This is a genomic window from Crinalium epipsammum PCC 9333 (genome assembly GCF_000317495.1).
Classification (GTDB): domain Bacteria; phylum Cyanobacteriota; class Cyanobacteriia; order Cyanobacteriales; family PCC-9333; genus Crinalium; species Crinalium epipsammum.
This window is the reverse complement of the sequence record NC_019753.1, coordinates 1751753-1771582: the sequence shown is the minus strand read 5'-3', so window position 1 is coordinate 1771582 and position 19830 is coordinate 1751753. Positions and strand designations below refer to the sequence as shown.

The window sequence follows — 19830 nt, the reverse complement described above, 5'->3', positions numbered from 1 at the left end:
TTTCCGGTCTCTACAGATATTCTGTAAGAGTTAGGAATATGAAAACTTTACCCATTGATTTACCCAAAACTGAAATTCATCTCTTTTGTCAGCGACATCATATTCAAAGATTATCTTTGTTTGGTTCAGTTTTACGTGATGACTTTAGCCCTCAAAGTGATATAGATGTATTGGTGGAATTTGAATTAGGAAAAACCCCTGGTTTAGCAATTGTCAGGATGCAAGATGAGTTAAGTTATTTATTCGGACGAGTTGTAGATCTAAGAACACCTGCGGATTTAAGCCGTTATTTTCGAGATTTTGTTTTACAAGAGGCGATGGTAATTTATGACCAAAATTGACGATATGACGCGCCTTAAGCATATCCGCGATGCTGCTCTAACTGCACTTGATTTTATTAAAGATAGAAGTCGTAGAGATTTAGATAATGACAAAATGTTGTCTTTAGCGTTAGTGCGGTTAGTTGAAATTATGGGAGAAGCAGCTAATAATGTTTCTCCTTCTTGTCAAACAAATTATCCGCAAATTCCCTGGCGTGAGATTATGGGGATGAGAAACCGAATTGTTCATGCTTATTTTGATGTTGATCTTGATATTGTGTGACGTTCTCTCCCGTTTATTTCTGCGAAATGTAACGGGAGCTTCAAAGAATTAAAACAGAGCTAATTGCACTCCACTAAAACCCCAAGCTTCAGGCTTCACAGGTTGAGTTACCTCTTGACCTCCACCCACAGAAACGATGAGTCCCACCGCTTGTAATGCCTTAATTAAAATATTTATTGCAGCGTTTTCATCACGATCCAAAGTTAAATTACACTTGGGACAGCAATGAGTTCTAACTGACAAAGTTTTAGGAACTTTTCCGCCACAGCCTGAACAATCTTGTGATGTGTTATGTGGATTCACCTTAACAATATGAACTCCGCGTTTTACCGCCACTGATTCCAATATATTGATAAAAGCACTCCACGCAGCATCAAGAATTGATTTAGCTAGTTTACTATTTCTAGCTAAATTTTTAACCTGTAAATATTCAACAGCAATTAAGTCATACTTCCTCACTAATTTATGAGCGGTTCTATAATGAAAATCCTTTCTTTGTCGCTGGATACGTTGATGAATCCGAGCAATTTTATTCTGTTGCTTTTTGTAATTTTTAGATCCTTTCTCTTGCCGTGCTAAAAACATTTGTTGCCTAGCTAAATGACCTGATCGCTTTCTATAAATCTGCTGAATTGGTACAGTTTCACCATCGGAAGTTGTTAAAAACTCTTTTAACCCTACATCAATCCCTACCGCCGTTTTTACCGTAACAATCGGCTTTATAGCGGGGACTGTTTCATCTTCCGCACTAACTGAAACATACCAACCATCAGCCTTTTTAACTATTGTTGCTGTTTTAAAATTAAACCCATCTGGGATATCACGATGAACAATAACAGGAATTTCGCCAATTTTACTTAATTTTAAGATCCCATCATTTAAGTGTGCGCCAGCTTTTGGGCAATTGACTCTGGGGAAAGTGAAAGACCGCATATTACCAACTTTTTTAAACTTGGGTCTACCCCCACGTTTGCCTGATTGATCTGGCTTAATCCACCTATCCCAAGTTTTGTCTAATCTCTTAAGGTTCTGTTGTTGTACGTCGTGATATATTTTTTTTATATTCGGGGAATAATTCTTTAGTTTGTTTTAATAGTCCTGCTTGAAAATTGTAGCTAGGGAATTGATCAGGAATTTCCCCAATTGGCTCACTAATTAACGAGCATCTATCAATACTGGATCTTGTACGTCTCAACCAGTCTAAGCGTTGACCCAAAGAATAATTGTAATGACGACGCAATAATTCTAACCACTGCATCATTACTATTTCTTGTTCTGGACTTGGCTTAATTTTGTACTGGTATGTTAACAGCATTGTTCTTAAAAGATGCGATTATAATTATAGATTAAAAAATTTGGATTCGCTACCGCTCAATTTATATTCTGGTCGCAATTCCTCACCCGTTACAATCTCTGATTTAACGGGTGAGGAATTGCTCCATTTCAGATGACAAGTTGTTAAAAATGATTTACCCGAACTACTGCGCTCGGTTAATCAAGCTATTGAAGATTTAGAGTAATTTCAGCCCAGCTACTTACCAAGATTCTTAGGCATATTCATTTCTGGCGTATGCTGATGAGTCGGCTGTTGTGGGGAAGAATCTGGTTTTACCAGCCCCATGCTTTGCTGACCAAACGCGACAAGCCCCATTGTTACTAAGCCTGCACTAAAAAGTCCCATTGATACCAAGCCAAAGGAAAAAACTCCCATTGAAACAAGACCAATCGCAATAAAGCCATGAGCCGAAGCGCCGATCGCTACTACTCCATGTGCAGATATCCCGATCGCCACTACTCCCCGCGCACCTACACCAATAGATATACGCTTGAGCTTTTTAGAAGATTCGGTCATATATTATAGCGATCGCCTTTAACTAAAAATACGCTTGAGGACAGGAATACGAGCCAACACCAAATAATCCAACAGCAAAACAATCACAAGCGAAAGCCCCACAAGCGGAAAGGCAATCCCTAAAACAGCAATAATCGCTACTGGCACGTTCCATTGTTGAACATGGGCAGGCATTGGAGGCGCATTCAGCCAACCTGTTTTTTTAGGACGACGCTGCCACCACATCACCGCACCACTAACTGATAGCAAAATTACAATTAACGCAGCAATTAACATCAAAAGTTGATTACTCCATCCAAAATATTTGCCCATGTGGATAGAGGTTCCCATCTCTACGGCTTTTGGTATTAACCCATAATCTTGCCACCGTACATCTGCTAGCACCTTGCCACTGTAGCGATCGATGTGCAAAGTAACTTCTTGCGCTGGATTATTTGGAAATGCCGAAACCGTATATACTCCCGTTGCGGATTCGGGAAAACTCACACTAAAGCCAGCAGGTGCGCCTTTGGCTTTAGCTAAACTCACAATATCATCTAGATTTACCGATTTGCCAGCCGGAATTCCCTTTATAGATGTTTCCTTGTTGCCTGAATGATGTTCATGTCCAGATGTGCTAGATTTAGGCATTGGTAATTGCTCAACTGCCCAAGGCACAACTTGATTGCCTTGCTGATTGAGTAACCCTGTGAGTGCTGTCGATTTCGGAACATTGTCCCACATTTGAGCAGGGTAGTGGCTCGACAAACGAGCAAAAGTATCTCCCCAAAAACCTGTCCAGGGTAGTCCGCTAAGAATTAAAAAGCCAATCAACAATACACCATAAAAGCCAGAAACGGCGTGCAAGTCTCGCCAAAACACCCGCTTATTTCGGCTCCAAACACGCGGAATCAATGTCCCTAAAAAAGTTAATTTGTGGCGAGGAAACCAGAGATATAATCCACTAATCAGTAGTACAAGTCCCCAACAGGATGCAAGCTCTACTAAATAATCTCCCAACTTGCCGATCATTAGTTCACCGTGAATTTTACGGGCGATCGCTTGGAGATTATTGTTTTCATCCCGTTCCCCTAAGATTTTCCCAGTATAGGGATTGACAAAAACAGCTAGGGTTCGTTCATCTTTAGTTGCGATCGCCACTTCAGCACTACGGTTAGACGCAACACTGGGCGTAAACTTTGTTACCTTGGCATCAGGATAAGTTTGTTCAACAACCGCCACCTGTTGAGTATAAGGGATCACCACATCCGCAGGCTGCACAAACATTTGCTGGTGATACATCGCCGCATCTAATTGTGGTTTGAACAAGTAGATGATGCCTGTAATTGACAAAATCAACATCAAAGGAATTACAAACAAGCCTGCATAGAAATGCCATCGCCAAACCGTGCGATAAAAGCGATTGCTGGGAGGTTCAGCGATTTGTGATGCGTTCAAAGCTGTGTCAAATTTACTCATTGCCCTTTGCCAAAGATCGAGGCAAAATAACTATCAACCACAAGCATAAAGAATGTCAAAAGACAAGCTGTCAAACTCAGTTATTCTTATGTGTATTTTTTATAGGTTCAAGAAATTAAACGCCCCAGCCGTATACTGACAAGGTTGTTGAAAGTAAGAGATAAACTTAGCTAAGTAGAAATCACTACCTTGTTATATGTCGCCTTTACCTGAGCATCGCCCATCTAAGCTTTCTCTAGGTCCTTTAGAGTCTGAAATTCTCCATCTGATCTGGAGTTTAGGGTCGGCTACGGTTAAGGATATTCACGATCGCCTGCTTGCAGATCCAGATCGAGAACTAGCATACACCTCAGTTACAACAGTCCTAAATCGCCTCACTCAAAAAGGTTGGTTAATTTGCGATCGCAGCGAACGTACTTTTAAATGGCAACCATTACTATCACAACAACAAGCACAAGCAATACATTCCCATAATCAATTGCAGCAGTTTTTAGCTGTCAGTAATCCTGATGTCGTAGCAGCCTTTGCCGATAGTTTAGATATGGCTAGCCTAGAACAACTTGAGGCGATTACCCAAAAGATCAAAGCAGCGCGTCAAGCTAGGGAGAAAAAATAATGCACCTCAGCATAATTTTGATAGCAGTTGGTTTAGCTATGCTCTATAGAGTTTATTGGTTTAGATCTCATAAAACTTGGCTAAAGCGTTGGCAACAAACATTAATAGCATTTGTCTTCCCGCCACTGTTAATTATCGTCACGAGTCTGACTGTTTTATGTATGGGGCATCATGGCACAATGTTATGGCGACCTGTTGGTTGGATTGGCTGCCATATTGCTCTGTTATTTTTGGTATTTGCAGGAATAACCATCTGTTATTTATTTTGGCAGGGATGGATCTCGTTACAAAAAGTTCGCACTTATCCTCTCACTACCATTGCAGGTAAATCTGGACGGGTTATAAACACACCAGAATTGTTTGCGGCTCAAGTTGGCTTTTGGCAACCTGAATTAGTAGTTAGTCAGGGATTACTACAATCCCTTGATGCAGAACAGATTGAGGCAGTTTTTAGCCACGAACAAGCACATTATTACTATCGTGATACCTTTTGGTTCTTTTGGTTGGGATGTATTCGTCAATTTACATTTTGGCTGCCTAAAACCAATATTCTTTGGCAGGAATTATTGTTACTGCGCGAACTGCGGGCAGATCGCTGGGCTGCAAAACAAGTTGATGCTTTAATATTGGCAGAATCTTTGCTATTGGTTGTGCGATCGCCTTTAATCAACACACATTATGCTGGATTCAATGATACAACTGTCCAAACCCGCTTAGAAGAACGTATTGAAGCTTTGTTATCACCAGATTTGAGCGACGAAGCACCATCATGGTTATGGGCTTGGCTGCTGCTGTCTCTCCTGCCCATTTTGACAATACCATTTCATATTTGACAGCTTGTCTTTTGACTCAATCAATAGCGAACACGCAGAATAAGAGACGGTAGCGACATAATAGTAAATTTGATGTCAAAAATTGTCAGCAACGGTCTCAAACTAAGTTTTGCTATTGTGAGTTCCAACTTAATATTAGCTGCTATCGTGAAAACACAAAGTGCGATCGCGCATCAAGTTGTAGACCCAACTGCTGCCGTTATCAACTCATCCCTAAATTCTCAGCACCAGCCTCACGTAAATGCGTTAATAGCACAGTCAATTCAAGCCCAAGTTGTGCAAGTTACTGGTATTAAACTTAACCCAACTGCTAATGGTGTTAACCTGATTTTAGAAACCAGTGGTGATTTATCCTCTCAAGTATCAACTTCCAGTTATGAAAACACCATTACTGCTGAAATTTCTAATAGTCAGCTAAATTTACCCCAAGGTAAATTTTTTCACCAAAATAATTTATCTACAGAAATTACCGCTCTGACGATTAACCAAACTGTCAACAATAAAATTCAGGTGATAGTAACTGGTAAATCTGCTGTTCCCATGCTTGGCGTAATTAATCGCGATCGCACCCTAACTTTTAGTTTAAATACACCTAAAAATACCACACTTACTCAATCTAATTCTACACCCAGAAGATCTAATCCTGAAATTGACGATCCTACAATTCAAGAAATCATCGTTACCAGTCAAAAACGACAAACATCTACCCCTGTTTATACAATTTCTCAAACAGAAATTCAAAAGCAAGGCTCTAATAGTCTCGCAGAAGCATTAAAAGGATTACCTGGATTTGCCATTAATGACGCTGGTTTTGGCGCAGACATTCATACAGGAACATACTACCGAGGACACTCAATAAATCAATCTGTCTTCCTGATGAATGGTAGACCAATTGGCAGCAATATTAATACTTATCATGGCGCTACAGATCTCAATAGCATCCCCGTAGAATCCATTGAAAGAGTCGAATTATCTAGTGGTACAAGTTCCACTCTTTATGGTTCCGAAGCATTTGGCGGAGTAGTTAATATTATTACCAAACAAAATCAAATATCTCCGCGAGTAAATGGTGTAGCCGAATATGGATCTTTCAATCAATCTAACTACCGCCTTAGCTATGGTAGTAAAATTGGTGCTGCAAACTTTAACTTAGGATATGAAAAATTATCAGCAGATAACCGTTATCCTGTACCTGCTGGCGCAGCTAATCGTGACTCAAATGGTCTTTTATTTAATGGAGATATTGCCACTAGCAACTACTATGGGAACTTAACATTTCCTTTAAATTCTAGAAACACTATCAATTTAAATGCTTACACAATCAGCAGCCGTAGAGGTCTACTTTATTTTGGTTTTCCCTTGCAGAGAGACCGACTAGATCATGATACTTTAAACGTTGGTTTATCTTCAGAAACTTTATTAGGTAATAACGATGATTCTGTTTTAAAAACAATTCTTTCGTATAATCAAGATTACTTTAATACTTATGGACCAACGCAAAACATTTATTATCGGACAGGTACATTAAATTCACAAGCGATCGCAGCTAGAATAGAACATCAATGGCAACTTGCCAAACCCTATAACCTAACATGGGGTTTAGACTTAAAAAACTCCTACTTAACAGGTGAAGTTAGTAGTACCGCCCCTAATAGAATTGATCTGAATGAAACAGAAAATAAAAATAGACTTCAATCTGCAATATTTGCTCTAAATACTTGGAAACCTAACGACAGCATCCAAGTAGAATTAGGTTTACGACAAAACATTGACAGCGAATTTGGCACTTACTTAAATCCTACCTTTGGAACAAAATTAGCTATCACTTCCAATCTAGCTATACGCGGTAGCTGGGCTTCCGAACAACGCAACCCTGGTTTAGACCAATTATATGTATATGATACCGTGCATAACTGGCTGCCCAACCCCGACTTAAAACCAGAAACAGGTTCTTCTTGGACAGCAGGATTAGATGTTAACTTTTCTCGTAACTTAACCGGACAATTTACTTACTTTGGCAGTAGTTTAAACGAGAGATTAGGAGTACAAACAGGTAAATGGGCTAATATTGGTCTTGTAAATACCAACGGATTAGAAGCAGCACTTAGATATAGAATTACTCCCGCATGGTCAACATTTATTAACTATACTTATACAGATGCAAAAATAGAAACTGGAGCCGAAAAAGGCTTACAGTTAGGTTTAATTCCTTTCTCCGTTGCACAACTAGGGATTGGTTATGAGCGTCAGGGATGGCAGTTAAACTTATTTGGTAGTTATTACAGTGGCTCACGCCGAGCTATTTTTAATAATCCTAGCGAACAAACTACAGATTTTTCCCCAGCATATTTAAACCTAGATTTAACTAGCCGTATTCCTCTAACTAAAAATTTAGGCTTAACCTTATATCTAGAAAATTTAGCAGATGCAGCTTACGAAAAAGCCAATCGAATTTATCAGCCTGGTTTAACATTCCGAGTCGGTTTGCAATCAAATATTTAACTAAATGTGGAAATTATATATTTATAGGACTTACGCTAGTCCCCCTTTTTAAAGGGGATTTAGGGGGATCTGCAACGGCTGAAACGCTTATTTTAGCGTTAATGATCTGTAAGTCCTGATTTAGTTAGATTTCATTAATCTAGCACTCCAGATAGAGCTTTAATTCACCCGCAATTGAAACAATAGGGAAAAATACCGTCTTCTCCCTTGACAAATGAATTTTAATTTTTTTGACATATTTTGGGTGATTTTACTATTCAGTTCTTTTCAACCCATGTGGCAACGTCGCCAGTTAGAAGCTAGACGAGTTCAAGCATTGCAGGAGTTTGAACGAGGACGTAATAGTAGAGTAATTTTACTAATTCACCGCCAAGAATCAATCAGCTTATTAGGAATTCCTATATCTCGTTACATTACAATTGAAGACTCAGAACAGGTGCTAAGAGCAATTCGCTTAACACCTCCAGATGTGCCTATTGATTTAATTTTGCATACTCCTGGTGGATTAGTTCTCGCTACCGAACAAATTGCCAGAGCATTAATTAGACATCCAGCTAAAGTAACCGTATTTGTACCTCACTATGCCATGAGTGGCGGCACAATGTTAGCCTTAGCAGCCGATGAAATAGTTATGGATGCCAACGCCGTCTTAGGTCCAGTTGATCCCCAATTAGGTAACTTTCCAGCAGCTAGTATTCTCAAAGTAGTTCAAGATAAACCAATCGGCGACATTGACGACCAAACCTTGATCATGGCAGATTTATCGCGCAAAGCAATTCAACAAGTACAGCGATTTGTGCGTACTCTGCTCCAAGATAATATTCCCCAGCAAAAAATCGCTACGGAAAACATTGAAAAAATTATTGATGCCCTCACCACAGGTCAAGTCACCCATGATTATCCCGTGACTGTTGAGGAAGCATCTAAACTTGGTATGCCGATTACAGAAGGGCTACCAATGTCAATCTATAACCTGATGGAATTATATCCCCAATCTCAAGGTGGACGACCTTCAGTGCTATACATTCCCCTTCCCTACCAAAATCGTCCAGCTATGCCTGAACGAAAAGGCACACCCATACCACAAGAAGCTAAATTTTAAGCAAGTCATCGTCATCAAAATAAAACTGTCCTTTTCAACCCCTACCCGAATTTCGGGTAGGGGATTTATTCTTAAGATGTAGTTTGATTAGGCAGGATTTTCTACTTATAGCCTGAAACCTTTCTAGCTTCTTGATTAAGTTTCTGACGAACCTCTAAACTAGCGATACCAGTTTCTGGTAGTAAAAATCTTCTTTGAAACTCTCTAATCGCCGCTTCAGTACGAGGACCATAAAACTCATTATTAGGTAAAGGTGGATCTGGTTGAACCACTACATTCAAGCTATTTTGAAGATTAACAATCATATCAGCCGCCAAATCCTGAGTTTGGGAGTTGACTGTGCCATCAACAGAAAGCTTATTTTGCTCCTGAAATTCTCGGATTGCTCTTTTACTCGCTGTATCATTCAGCGTCTCTCCCAACTCCACCTGATATCCTAAACTACGCAATAAAGTGCGAAACTCGCTCTTGCTGTAGTTACGGCTGCGAATAGCTAAGGCTGGATCGTAATAAAATAAGCTGATTGCTAAACTTAATGTAACTAATGCAAAAGTGCTTACTAAACTACCCCACATAGATCTCAAACCTGTCTTACTCGTTAATACTTTAATTCTAAGCAACCTCAGCCTTGAAAGTTTATTAAACTGTTGTGTTTCTAAATTTTCTGTTGGAGGGAGAGAGAAGAGAGGAGGGAGGATAAAGGGTTATAGGGTTTGATAACTTTTATCTCAATTAAAAATTTACAAGTTTATTTGTGCGTTAGCTTAAACAATACTTACTAATAATTTAACTTTAAATTATGCCATCCTTAGCCAAATTCTCAGTCAGCACCAAAACATCTCGTCCTAAAATTTGGTTTGAACGCGGAATGGCACTTTTGGTATTAATAAATCTGGGGATAGTTTTGTTTGATTACAGCTATATTCCCTTACGCAACTTTTACTTAAAAGAACTTCCCCGCTTAACAAAAATATACGATCCCGTAAAAGCTATTGAACCTAATCGTGATACCGAAAAATATCTCACTACAGTAGAGCAACTTAAAGCTGAGGTAAAACAAGCAGGATTACAGTCACCCAAAACTGAATTATTACTACAGCAACTACGCCAACTCAGCGTAGAGATGATTGATAAAAATCCCTTTGAAGTTGTCAATAAAACTGGCACTTTGGAAAAAATAAAAAACCGAATGCGCCGTCATGTGCGACAAGAATCATCGAAAGAAGCATTTCAACTATTTTGGAGTAGAAAGTATTTATCTCAATCAAATTGGTCAAAAGAAATTAATTTTTACGATCAAAACATTCAGCCTTTACTAGCCACAAACTATTTTCGTCCTTATGGAGAAACAGGAGATTTCGTTGACTACTTTTGGCAGATTGATATTTGGTTTATTATTGTATTCGGTTTTGAATTTATTATTCGCACATACTACATCCATCGTCGTCATCTTGGTTTAACTTGGCTAGAGGCAATGCTATGGCGCTGGTATGATGTATTTTTGTTATTACCAGTATGGCGATCGCTCCGTCTAATTCCCCTAGTTATTCGACTTCATCAATCACACTTGGTAAATCTCGATTCACTACAAGCGCACATTAACTACGGCTTTGTAAGTAATTTTGCTGAAGAATTGACAGAAGTAGTGGTGATTCGAGTAATTAACCAAATGCAAGCAGCGATTCAGCGAGGCGATCTCAAAGATTTACTATCCAATCGTCTAGCTCATTCTTACATTGATCTTAACAATATTAATGAAGTAGAGGCGATCGCCAACGTCCTAGTCAAAGTCACAGTATACAAAGTACTACCGAAAATTCAGCCTGACTTAGAAGCAATTCTTAGGCATAGCCTCAACAAAGTTTTAGATCAATCTCCTATATACCGTAATCTGAAGCAAGTTCCAGGCATAGGAAACTTACCTATCCAACTAATTGATCAACTAATTAATGAAGTTTCTCAGTCCACCTACACTGCCATCAAAGACACACTGGAAGATCCTGTAGGAGCAAAACTTTCTCAAGATTTAGTCCAACATTTTAGTGAAGCATTAGGCACAGAACTACAAAGGCAACATACCTTACAAAAAATTCAGTCCTTACTATTTGACCTTTTAGAAGAAATCAAAATTAACTACGTTCAAGATTTGTCCGAGGAGGATTTACAGAGACTATTACAACAAACCCGAAAAACCCGAAAAACTTCTTACAAAAATAAATAATAAATTATAACTCAGAAATGAGAATAACGCTGCTGCCCTCCTTATCCGCGTGGTCAGGGTTTTGTGCTAAAATATCAACAGTCAAATGAACCTCCTGTAGTTGTAAAAACAAAACAACATAATTAGGAAAAGTAAGAAGACAAAACCTTACAAATACGGTAGGGCATACCGGACTTCAAGCTTGTGGAGAAGCTGTAAGACTAACGGGTACTTGTACCAGAAGCAGGTTTCAGTGAAGCAAGAATCTCCCGTCGAGCGCGTAAAAACCTCTTATTTCGCGTCTCTACAGACGGGGGAGTGTCAATACCGATATAGCAGGTTAACCTGCCGTATCAGTTGAATCTCCAGCACTTAAAAGTGGGGGAGCGTCAACGCAACGTTAAACTTCTTGGAATAACTTCGCAGGAAGTGGGTCGAGACCCACTTTTTTTATTGGGGGTGTTAAATGACTCATCCTTTAATTCCACAAATTATTGATTTGGCGACTCCGATAGCAGCAGATTTGGGGTTGGAGTTAGTTGGTGCAGTTTTTCAAACCAACCAAAGTCCACCAGTACTCCGCTTAGATATCCGAAACCTGAACTCAGATACTGGCTTGGAGGACTGCGAACAAATGAGCAAAGCGGTAGAAGCAAGCCTAGATGCAACAAACATCATTCCTGATGCTTATGTATTAGAGGTTTCCAGTCCTGGGATCTCACGACAGCTAACTACAGATCGCGAGTTTATTTCCTTTAAAGGTTTTACCGTGATTGTTACCACCTCGGAATTATTTCAGGGCAAAACTGAGTTCAAAGGTAAGTTAGTTAACCGAGATGAAACATTTGTTCATCTCAATCTCAAAGGTCGCGCGATCGCTATTCCTCGCTTGTTAGTTACTAAAGTCCTGCTAATGGAAGCTTAATGAGTATAAGTAAAGCTAAAACACTTACTGCTGCTTGATTATAGCCAAGAGATAGGGAGCAGGAAACATTGTTGCAAGCGAGTTACAAACAACTGCCCCTTGTAAACAAAATCTCCCTTACTCAAAATTTTCTTTGGTCAAAAGCTAACCCTCTATAGGTAGTTTTTTTACCGTAGGTACTGCGATCTTCTGGCTGTTTAGGCAAGCCCAGACAGGTAACTATCTTAGGTTTAGCCTGCGATCGCTCCTGGTTATTTGTTCAAAAAACGGAGGTTTTCCGATGTCGTTAGTTAGTTTACCTGGTCTTAAAGACCTAATTGAAGGTATTAGCAAAGAGCGTAACCTACCCAGGCACGCTGTCAGCGAAGCACTACGAAAAGCCCTGATGAAAGGTTACGAGCGTTATCGTCGCGCTCAACGCCTCGATCGCTTTCATTTTGAGGAAAACTATTTTAACAACTTTGAAGTTGATCTTGATACTGAAGAAGAAGGCTTCCGCGTCCTAGCCACAAAAACTATTGTTGAAGAAGTCACCACCAGCGATCACCAAATTTCTCTTGCTGACGTTAAACAAGTAGCAGATGAAGCACAATTAGGTGACTCCGTACTTATTGATGTCACCCCCGATCAAAAAGAATTTGGTCGGATGGCAGCAATTCAAACAAAGCAAGTTTTATCACAAGAACTGCGGGATCAGCAGCGTCAAATCATTCAAGAAGAATTTGAAGAATTAGAAGGAACAGTATTACAAGCAAGAGTACTGCGCTTTGAACGTCAATCAGTGATTTTGGCTGTCACCAGTACTTTTGGTCAACCAGAAGTAGAAGCCGAACTACCCAAGCGAGAACAACTACCCAACGATAACTACCGGATTAACGCCACATTTAAGGTGTTATTAAAAAAAGTCCGCGAAGGTCCACAGCGAGGTCCACAACTAATTGTTTCTAGAGCTTCTGCTGGTTTAGTAGTATATTTGTTTGCCAACGAAGTCCCAGAAATTGAAGATGAAGTTGTCCGCATTGTTGCCGTAGCCAGAGAAGCTAATCCACCTTCTCGCCATGTTGGTCCCCGCACTAAAATCGCAGTTGACACACTAGATCGAGATGTTGATCCAGTAGGAGCTTGTATTGGCGCTAGGGGTTCTAGAATTCAAGTAGTAGTCAATGAACTACGCGGTGAAAAAATAGATGTCATTCGCTGGTCTCCCGATCCTGCTACCTACATCGCTAACGCCCTCAGCCCCGCACGAGTTGATGAAGTCAGGCTAGTACATACCGATGAACGTCAAGCTCACGTTTTAGTAGCCGAAGATCAACTAAGTTTAGCAATTGGCAAAGAAGGACAGAATGTTCGGCTTGCGGCTCGTTTGACTGGTTGGAAAATCGACATTAAAGATTCTGCTAAATATGACTATGCCGCAGAATCTGCCAAAATTGAGGCGCAGAAACAGGCAACCACTTGGGATGAGGAAGACGTTGAGGAAGAAATTGATGTCTTGCCAGAAGTGGATGATGAACTAGAATATTCCGAAGAAGAAGCGATGATCTAATTCCTACCGACAGAAGAAGGCGATCTGGCAAAATAATTGTTTGCCAGAATCAGCCCAATTGTTAAGTTTTGATGAGAAAATAGAGATGGAACCTAACTTCCGACGTTGCGTAAGTTGTCGTCAAGCAGCACCAAAAGTAGAATTTTGGCGAATTGTCAGAGTTTATCCATCTCAGCAGGTACAATTAGATCAGGGGATGGGTCGTTCTGCCTATCTCTGTCGCCAAACGGCTTGTCTTGAAGCGGCTAAAAAGAAAAATCGTTTGGGGCGATCGCTCAAAGCTCCTGTGCCAGAACATATCTATATAACTTTATGGCAGCGTTTAGCCACAAGTTAACCCCATAGCATCCCTCACTCACAGGTTTTATGAGCAGCGATAGTTATAACCCCTCCCACTTCATAATCCTGGGATATCACCAGGACTAATTTAAACTAGCAGGCTGCAATTAAGAGATTGCTAGTTAAAATGAAATGAGGAGTGATAATTCACTACTCACCAACTAGAAGTTATTAGTAAACAGATTGATTAATAGCATTATCGTTTCCCTGCCCACACCGAATAACAAATTTATCCTCAAAATCTGGCAACAGAGGTGGGGAAGTCTAGGATTGAGAGTCTATAAGGATCTGAGCAAGTGGCACGATAGAAAAGAAGTAATGACTAAGCGCCACAGGGAGCCACTGTTTGCAAATCCTATCTCACTTTTTTAGTTATTTGTGCAAAATTATAAAAGAAGAGTTGGGCAAGGAAGTCGTGATCTGGGTAAAATTAACCACTCAGAATTAGATTTCCGGGCTTATTAAAGAAATAATCATTTAGTTGAGTTGGAGTTAAACCTGAGAAAGTAGGATGCAGATGAACAAAAATTTAAATTCATTTAAGCATTTAGTCAAAATGTGAAAACTCGTATGACGGGGGGATAGTGGATGAACAACGGCAAAGTGAGAATATACGATTTATCGAAGGACTTGAATTTGGACAACAAAGATGTTCAATTAATTTGCGATCAGCTAAATATTGCAGTTAAAAGCCATAGCAGTACAATTTCAGAATCAGAAGCAGAGCGCATTCGCGCTGCTGCCGAAAAATATTCACCTCGTCCGGCAGTAGCTAGACGAGTTAACAGTAACGATCCAACAGAACGTAGACCAGGAGCGCCGTCAATGCCAGGTAATGGGCGCAATAACATTGAACAGAAGCCACAAATTCTCCAAATTAAGCATAGACCTAATTCCGGTTCTGACTCCACAGAATCGGAAATGAAGCTAGCGGCTCCCCCTCAAATGCCAGTAAGGCAGTCAACGGCAGCACCTATAAAGCCGTCGATAGTCAGTCGCCCTGTACGTCAATCTGACCAGCAGAATAATATCCCAAAAGAGGCGACAGGGAATTCAACAGCAGATGAGTCGCCTGCAACAGTAGTTAAAAGCCCGGTTAATAAAGTATTAACCCCTAAAGCAACACCTAAAGTTTCGGCTCCTCCTGTAGTCGCAGCACCCCCAGAACCAAAACCTCAACTGGTAGAACCTCCAGCCCGACAAACAGTTGCTCCCAAAAACTACGGAATAGATGAGCATTTGGCACAAGAGGCAAAACTTGACAAGCCTGTTCTGAAAAAAGCTAAAGTCGAACAATCGGCTGGAGGCGGTGCAAGAATTCCATCTCCTGCTAAACCTACTGGCGAGAAAAGACCGATTTCTAAACCAGAGCAAGTAGCCGCTCCAGTACTGCCAGATCTACAACGTCCTCAAAGGACTGTCCGCCCCCCACTAGCACCAGGAAGCAAGCCAGAAATAGCTGCCAGAGGTGCAGACGGGCAAAGAATTCCTAGACGACCTGGATCTCAACCGGAAGGTTCGGAGAATCAAGATTCAACGATTGAAACGTTGGATTTGGATCTCAAACGACCAACTCCACCACGCCAAGTTAAGAAAACCAAAACTTGGGAGAAGGAAGAGGAAGAAGATACAGATATTGCTAAGAAGGCTCCAGCAAAAGCCAAGCGACGCACGCCACTCATCATTGAAGAGGATGATGATGATTTGGATGGTGCATTAAATGCGCTTACCCCAGCGCAAGTGAGCCTCTCAGTAGCTCGTCCGCCTAAGCAAAAAGTGGCATCAACGCCAGCAGCAGCACCTGCTGCCAGAGCTAAAAAACCCAAGACCGACCGAGGCGAACAAAAAGTAGATAGTCGCTCTAACCGTCGTGAGCAAAAACCTGTTGAAGAACGTCCCGAAAAAATTGTTTTGACAGGCAGTTTGACAGTTCGGGAACTAGCCATTGCTTTGGCTGTACCAGAAACAGAGATTATTAAAAAGCTGTTCTTTAAAGGAATGGCTATTAATATCACCCAAACTCTGGATATACCCACCGCCTCTATGGTGGCAGAGGATATGGGCGTGGCAGTGGAAACGGCTGAAGAACAAGCCCCCGCCACAAAAGTCACGGAGATGATCGATGCGGCTGACCTAGAAAATCTCATCAAGCGTCCGCCAGTAGTGACAATTATGGGTCACGTAGATCATGGTAAAACTACCCTGCTTGATGCCATTCGGAAAACGAAAGTAGCTCAAGGAGAAGCTGGCGGTATTACTCAACATATTGGTGCATACCATGTAGATGTTGACCACGATGGGAAAACCCAGCAAGTGGTTTTCCTCGATACACCTGGTCACGAGGCGTTTACCGCTATGCGGGCGCGTGGTGCGAGGGTGACAGATATCGCGGTGCTAGTAGTAGCTGCTGATGACGGTGTGAGACCTCAAACAATTGAAGCTATCCGTCACGCTCAAGCGGCAGAAGTTCCCTTGGTGGTTGCTATCAATAAAGTTGATAAACCAGAAGCACAACCGGATCGAGTTAAGCAAGAATTAACCGAGTTTGGTTTAGTTTCAGAAGAATGGGGCGGACAAACCATCATGGTTCCAGTTAGTGCGCTTAAAGGCGAGAACCTGGATACACTGCTGGAAATGATTTTGTTGGTATCAGAAATTGAAGAACTTTCTGCTAACCCAAATCGACCCGCTAGAGGTACGGTGATTGAAGCTCATCTAGATAAAGCTAAAGGTCCTGTTGCTACCCTGCTGGTACAAAATGGCACGCTGCGTGTGGGTGATACCCTCGTTGCAGGTCATGTATTTGGTAAGGTACGAGCAATGGTGGATGACCGAGGCGCAAGGGTCGAAGCTGCTAGTCCATCCTTTGCTGTAGAGGTTTTGGGCTTGAGTAATGTCCCTGCTGCGGGTGACGATTTTGAAGCCTACGCGAGTGAAAAAGAAGCTCGTGCGATCGCTCAAGAAAGATCCGATCAGCAACGCCAGTCTCGTCTACAACAGATGATGGCATCACGCCGCGTTACTCTCAATTCTCTGTCCGCACAAGCTCAAGAAGGAGAACTCAAAGAACTCAACTTGGTCTTGAAGGCAGACGTTCAAGGTTCCGCCGAAGCAATTCTGGGATCACTAAAACAACTGCCACAAAATGAAGTCCAAGTTCGGGTCTTGTTAGCTAATGCTGGCGAAATCACCGAAACAGACGTAGACTTAGCTGCTGCTAGTGGTGCTGTAATTATTGGATTTAACACTACCCTAGCTACTGGCGCACGGGCTTCTGCTGACCAATCAGGTGTCGATATCCGCGAATACAACGTCATCTACAAGTTGTTGGATGATATTCAAGGCGCGATGGAAGGTCTGCTTGAACCAGAGATGGTGGAAGAACCCCTGGGTCAAGTGGAAGTACGAGCCGTATTTGCCGTTGGTCGTGGTGCTGTTGCAGGCTGCTATGTACTATCAGGTAAGGCAATTCGTAATTGTAAAATCCGAGTACATCGTGGCGGTAAGGTGATCCATGAAGGTGGGCTTGATTCCCTCAAGCGCATCAAAGAAGATGCCAAGGAAGTTAATGCTGGCTATGAATGCGGTATTGGCTTAGATCGCTTTAATGATTGGGCTGAAGGTGACATTATTGAAACCTATCAACTCGTGAGCAAGCGACGTACCCTTTCACCTGCTTAAGAAAAGTTGGGATTTCGGATCTGGGATGTAAACTGGGCTAATTAACCCTCTGAAGTTCTAAACTCTCAGCAGTACATCCTCGATCCCTAATCTCAATTGCTTATGCGCTCTTCTTGGTCTGAACCTTTTTTATGGATTCATTTAGCTGGGTTAGCTGTTGTACCACTTTTTCTAGGGCTATGTTGGGTCTTTTTGGCTGTAGGTGATCCTCAGTTGCCAGTTTGGGTAGAATTCCTGTTAGTTGCTGGTATTGGAATTGCACCAATTTTGTGGATGCAATTAACCCGTCCGTTTTATATCTTTAGCATTTTGGTACTGGCGATCAAGCCAAGTCACCTAACCTCAGATCAGCAACGCCTACTTAGCTTATTTAAAACGCCGATCCATCAATGGCTTGCCAGTGTTGGCGCTATTTTAATGTTGTTGGTGTTGTGGCAAATCTATCAAGTAGCACCTCTGGCTACAATTGTGGGTTTTCCACTAACCTCGCGATTTTTAGGGCTATTTTTAGCTAGTTTAGCTTTCCTAGCAAGCAATTTGTTCTTACAAGTGCCGCTTAGTGTCTTACTGGTTCTCCTGACTAACGAAACTAAGTTAGCTGCTACAGAACCATTCCCTATAGTAAAAATATTTCAGGATTTTACCGTTCCTGGTTTGCAGGTTAATCGGATATTACCAATAGCTGACAAAAAGTTAGCTGTTGTGAATAATGACACTCCACAAATAACACCGAAACAAGGGTAAGGAAGCCAGAAAAGGCAAGATTTCATCTTAAAAGCTTTAAATTTTGCCTTTTCAATGGAATTTTTAGTTAAAATTTGATTATAATCAGCCGGAAATTTAGCTAAATATATATGTATAACTGGAAACAAAATTATAACTTCTAGTTAAGCTATCCTGAAAGATGAGTATATAAAAATTGATAGCCAATTTCTAATCTAAAGTCCTCAATAGCATCCAATAAGGTATCTATGGCTAACTTTTCTGCTTCGACTTCTCCCACAATCTACCAAGATCCCCAAATCTGGCAAAGTCTGAAAGTTGCGATCGCATCTAGTTCAGGGTTTCAGCGTTGGCAGTTGGAACACGTGCTAGATGAGCAACGGCAAGATATTACCCTCGATCATCGGGTGCGCCGCTATTTAAGGGAAACTTTAGAAACCCTGGCTTATTAAAAAGGCAGTTATGCAGAAGTCAGAGTGATGATTAATGACTTCTGCATGGCAGGGGGTTAACTTTAAAGAATTTCTGCAATATATATTTCCTGGTTCAAAACCTTGGTAAGCGTCTTGCCAGTTGCTTAAGTTGGTTATAGGCTTCAGCAAGGCGATCGCCCTCTACATGAACCTGTTGGGTAGGGTAATTTTGTAGAGTTTCTATCAATGTAATCTTACCGTCGTTCATAGCCGAGCTAACTAAAGCCGAGCGCAAAGATTGTCGGTTGGCAATATTATCAGGAGTATGAATTACCTGAGAAATTTGATCCAGTAGTACTTCTCCCACAGGAGTATTCAACACCCGATATAAAATAAACGGATTTACTTTTATTTCTTCATTCAAAGGGCGACGCACATCCTGGGCAGTTGTTCCTGGTATCTTTAGATAAGCTCCTACCCCCGTTGAAACTTCACCTGTTTTGGCAAACCTTGCTAGTTCAGAAACCGATAGTGACGTTTGTAGAAAGCGATACTTCAGTACTACTCGCTCTGAAGCGTCTGCACGTAACCCAGATAGCAAAATACTCAGACCGACAGCTAAACCCACGCAACCTTGGATTGACAGTACTAAAGAGCGCATAGACAGTTCCAAGACATTATTGTATATGTGACGATATTTAGTTGGGTAAGTTGCCGTTTTGTAATTTTGTCAGGAGTTATTGCGATGCCTGCGGCTGGCTGCGCCTACGCACCCTTTCTAGCCCTCAAAGGGAACTAAAAATATTATTAATATGTCATCAATATAACCAGTAGTAAATAACTAAGAATCAGGATAATGCCTGCGTATTTTCTACGAATATATGTTTTAGAAGACTTGTTTGCCACATACAATCGCATGATTGCTCGTGTAACTGTTGATACCTAATCTCTGCCATTTTGTGATTAGTCAATTTGGGTCTTAAGGGTTATTTCAGATAAACTTTAGAGCTTTAAATTAGAAAAATTTACTTGCA

The 19830-nt window shown here is 41.1% G+C and carries 17 protein-coding genes and 1 pseudogene; 13 read left to right on the top strand and 5 right to left on the bottom strand.

The annotated features are described in order from the left end of the window. The first annotated feature begins 38 nt into the window (after positions 1-38). Together CRI9333_RS07575 and CRI9333_RS07570 are read left to right on the top strand one after the other, a co-directional pair. Positions 39-341: a nucleotidyltransferase family protein gene (locus CRI9333_RS07575; protein WP_015202578.1), complete on the top strand. Its 303-nt coding sequence runs from the start codon at positions 39-41 to the stop codon at positions 339-341. Beyond that, entirely contained in the window at positions 328-603 is a 276-nt protein-coding gene (locus tag CRI9333_RS07570) for a HepT-like ribonuclease domain-containing protein (protein WP_015202577.1), read from the top strand. Before CRI9333_RS07575 ends, CRI9333_RS07570 begins: the two co-directional genes overlap by 14 nt. A gap of 48 nt (positions 604-651) precedes the next feature. On the opposite strand, the pseudogene CRI9333_RS07565 reads toward CRI9333_RS07570, so the two are convergent. From CRI9333_RS07565 to CRI9333_RS07555, 3 genes and pseudogenes are all read right to left on the bottom strand, one after another. After that, positions 652-1918 (bottom strand): annotated as a pseudogene (locus CRI9333_RS07565) (RNA-guided endonuclease InsQ/TnpB family protein). Between the two features lie 216 nt (positions 1919-2134). After that, positions 2135-2455 carry a hypothetical protein gene (locus CRI9333_RS07560; protein ID WP_015202576.1) on the bottom strand — a complete coding sequence of 107 codons (321 nt, stop codon included), beginning with the start codon at positions 2453-2455 and terminating at the stop codon, positions 2135-2137. A gap of 18 nt (positions 2456-2473) precedes the next feature. Further along, entirely contained in the window at positions 2474-3913 is a 1440-nt protein-coding gene (locus CRI9333_RS07555) for a PepSY-associated TM helix domain-containing protein (RefSeq protein ID WP_015202575.1), read from the bottom strand. Positions 3914-4109: 196 nt separating this feature from the next. Here CRI9333_RS07555 and CRI9333_RS07550 point away from each other — a divergent pair, with 196 nt between their 5' ends. From CRI9333_RS07550 to CRI9333_RS07535, 4 genes are all read left to right on the top strand, one after another. Then, positions 4110-4529, top strand: a complete 420-nt coding sequence (locus CRI9333_RS07550; protein ID WP_015202574.1) for a BlaI/MecI/CopY family transcriptional regulator — start codon at positions 4110-4112, stop codon at positions 4527-4529. Continuing rightward, on the top strand, positions 4529-5362 hold the full coding sequence (locus tag CRI9333_RS07545; RefSeq protein ID WP_015202573.1) for a M56 family metallopeptidase: 834 nt from the start codon (positions 4529-4531) through the stop codon (positions 5360-5362). The genes CRI9333_RS07550 and CRI9333_RS07545 overlap by 1 nt, the downstream gene beginning before the upstream one ends. Before the next feature lie 72 nt (positions 5363-5434). Further along, positions 5435-7864 carry a TonB-dependent receptor domain-containing protein gene (locus CRI9333_RS07540; RefSeq protein ID WP_015202572.1) on the top strand — a complete coding sequence of 810 codons (2430 nt, stop codon included), beginning with the start codon at positions 5435-5437 and terminating at the stop codon, positions 7862-7864. A gap of 214 nt (positions 7865-8078) precedes the next feature. Then, positions 8079-8966: an SDH family Clp fold serine proteinase gene (locus CRI9333_RS07535; protein WP_015202571.1), complete on the top strand. Its 888-nt coding sequence runs from the start codon at positions 8079-8081 to the stop codon at positions 8964-8966. Positions 8967-9067: 101 nt separating this feature from the next. Here CRI9333_RS07535 and CRI9333_RS07530 read toward each other — a convergent pair whose 3' ends face one another. Then, positions 9068-9541, bottom strand: coding sequence for a peptidoglycan-binding domain-containing protein (locus CRI9333_RS07530; protein ID WP_015202570.1), 474 nt, complete (start codon positions 9539-9541; stop codon positions 9068-9070). 224 nt (positions 9542-9765) lie between these two features. Between CRI9333_RS07530 and CRI9333_RS07525 the strand changes: the two genes are divergently transcribed. The 7 genes from CRI9333_RS07525 to CRI9333_RS07495 all read left to right on the top strand — a co-directional run bounded on the left by CRI9333_RS07525 (position 9766) and on the right by CRI9333_RS07495 (position 18835). Continuing rightward, positions 9766-11187, top strand: coding sequence for a hypothetical protein (locus CRI9333_RS07525; protein ID WP_015202569.1), 1422 nt, complete (start codon positions 9766-9768; stop codon positions 11185-11187). A gap of 445 nt (positions 11188-11632) precedes the next feature. Continuing rightward, the gene (gene rimP / locus CRI9333_RS07520; RefSeq protein ID WP_015202568.1) at positions 11633-12091 is read left to right on the top strand and encodes a ribosome maturation factor RimP; all 459 of its coding nucleotides are present in this window, start codon (positions 11633-11635) and stop codon (positions 12089-12091) included. Positions 12092-12371: 280 nt separating this feature from the next. Continuing rightward, positions 12372-13640 carry a transcription termination factor NusA gene (gene nusA, locus CRI9333_RS07515; protein ID WP_015202567.1) on the top strand — a complete coding sequence of 423 codons (1269 nt, stop codon included), beginning with the start codon at positions 12372-12374 and terminating at the stop codon, positions 13638-13640. 85 nt (positions 13641-13725) lie between these two features. Next, on the top strand, positions 13726-13977 hold the full coding sequence (locus CRI9333_RS07510; RefSeq protein ID WP_015202566.1) for a YlxR family protein: 252 nt from the start codon (positions 13726-13728) through the stop codon (positions 13975-13977). Between the two features lie 590 nt (positions 13978-14567). Continuing rightward, positions 14568-17660 (top strand): translation initiation factor IF-2, encoded by a 3093-nt coding sequence (gene infB / locus CRI9333_RS07505; RefSeq protein WP_015202565.1) that lies wholly within the window; start codon positions 14568-14570, stop codon positions 17658-17660. A gap of 102 nt (positions 17661-17762) precedes the next feature. Beyond that, positions 17763-18404 carry a low-complexity tail membrane protein gene (locus tag CRI9333_RS07500; protein WP_015202564.1) on the top strand — a complete coding sequence of 214 codons (642 nt, stop codon included), beginning with the start codon at positions 17763-17765 and terminating at the stop codon, positions 18402-18404. 227 nt (positions 18405-18631) lie between these two features. Then, positions 18632-18835, top strand: coding sequence for a hypothetical protein (locus tag CRI9333_RS07495; protein ID WP_015202563.1), 204 nt, complete (start codon positions 18632-18634; stop codon positions 18833-18835). Between the two features lie 94 nt (positions 18836-18929). Here the strand turns inward: CRI9333_RS07495 and CRI9333_RS07490 are convergent, their stop codons facing one another. Continuing rightward, entirely contained in the window at positions 18930-19457 is a 528-nt protein-coding gene (locus tag CRI9333_RS07490) for an alpha/beta hydrolase (RefSeq protein ID WP_015202562.1), read from the bottom strand. Positions 19458-19830 lie beyond the last annotated feature (373 nt).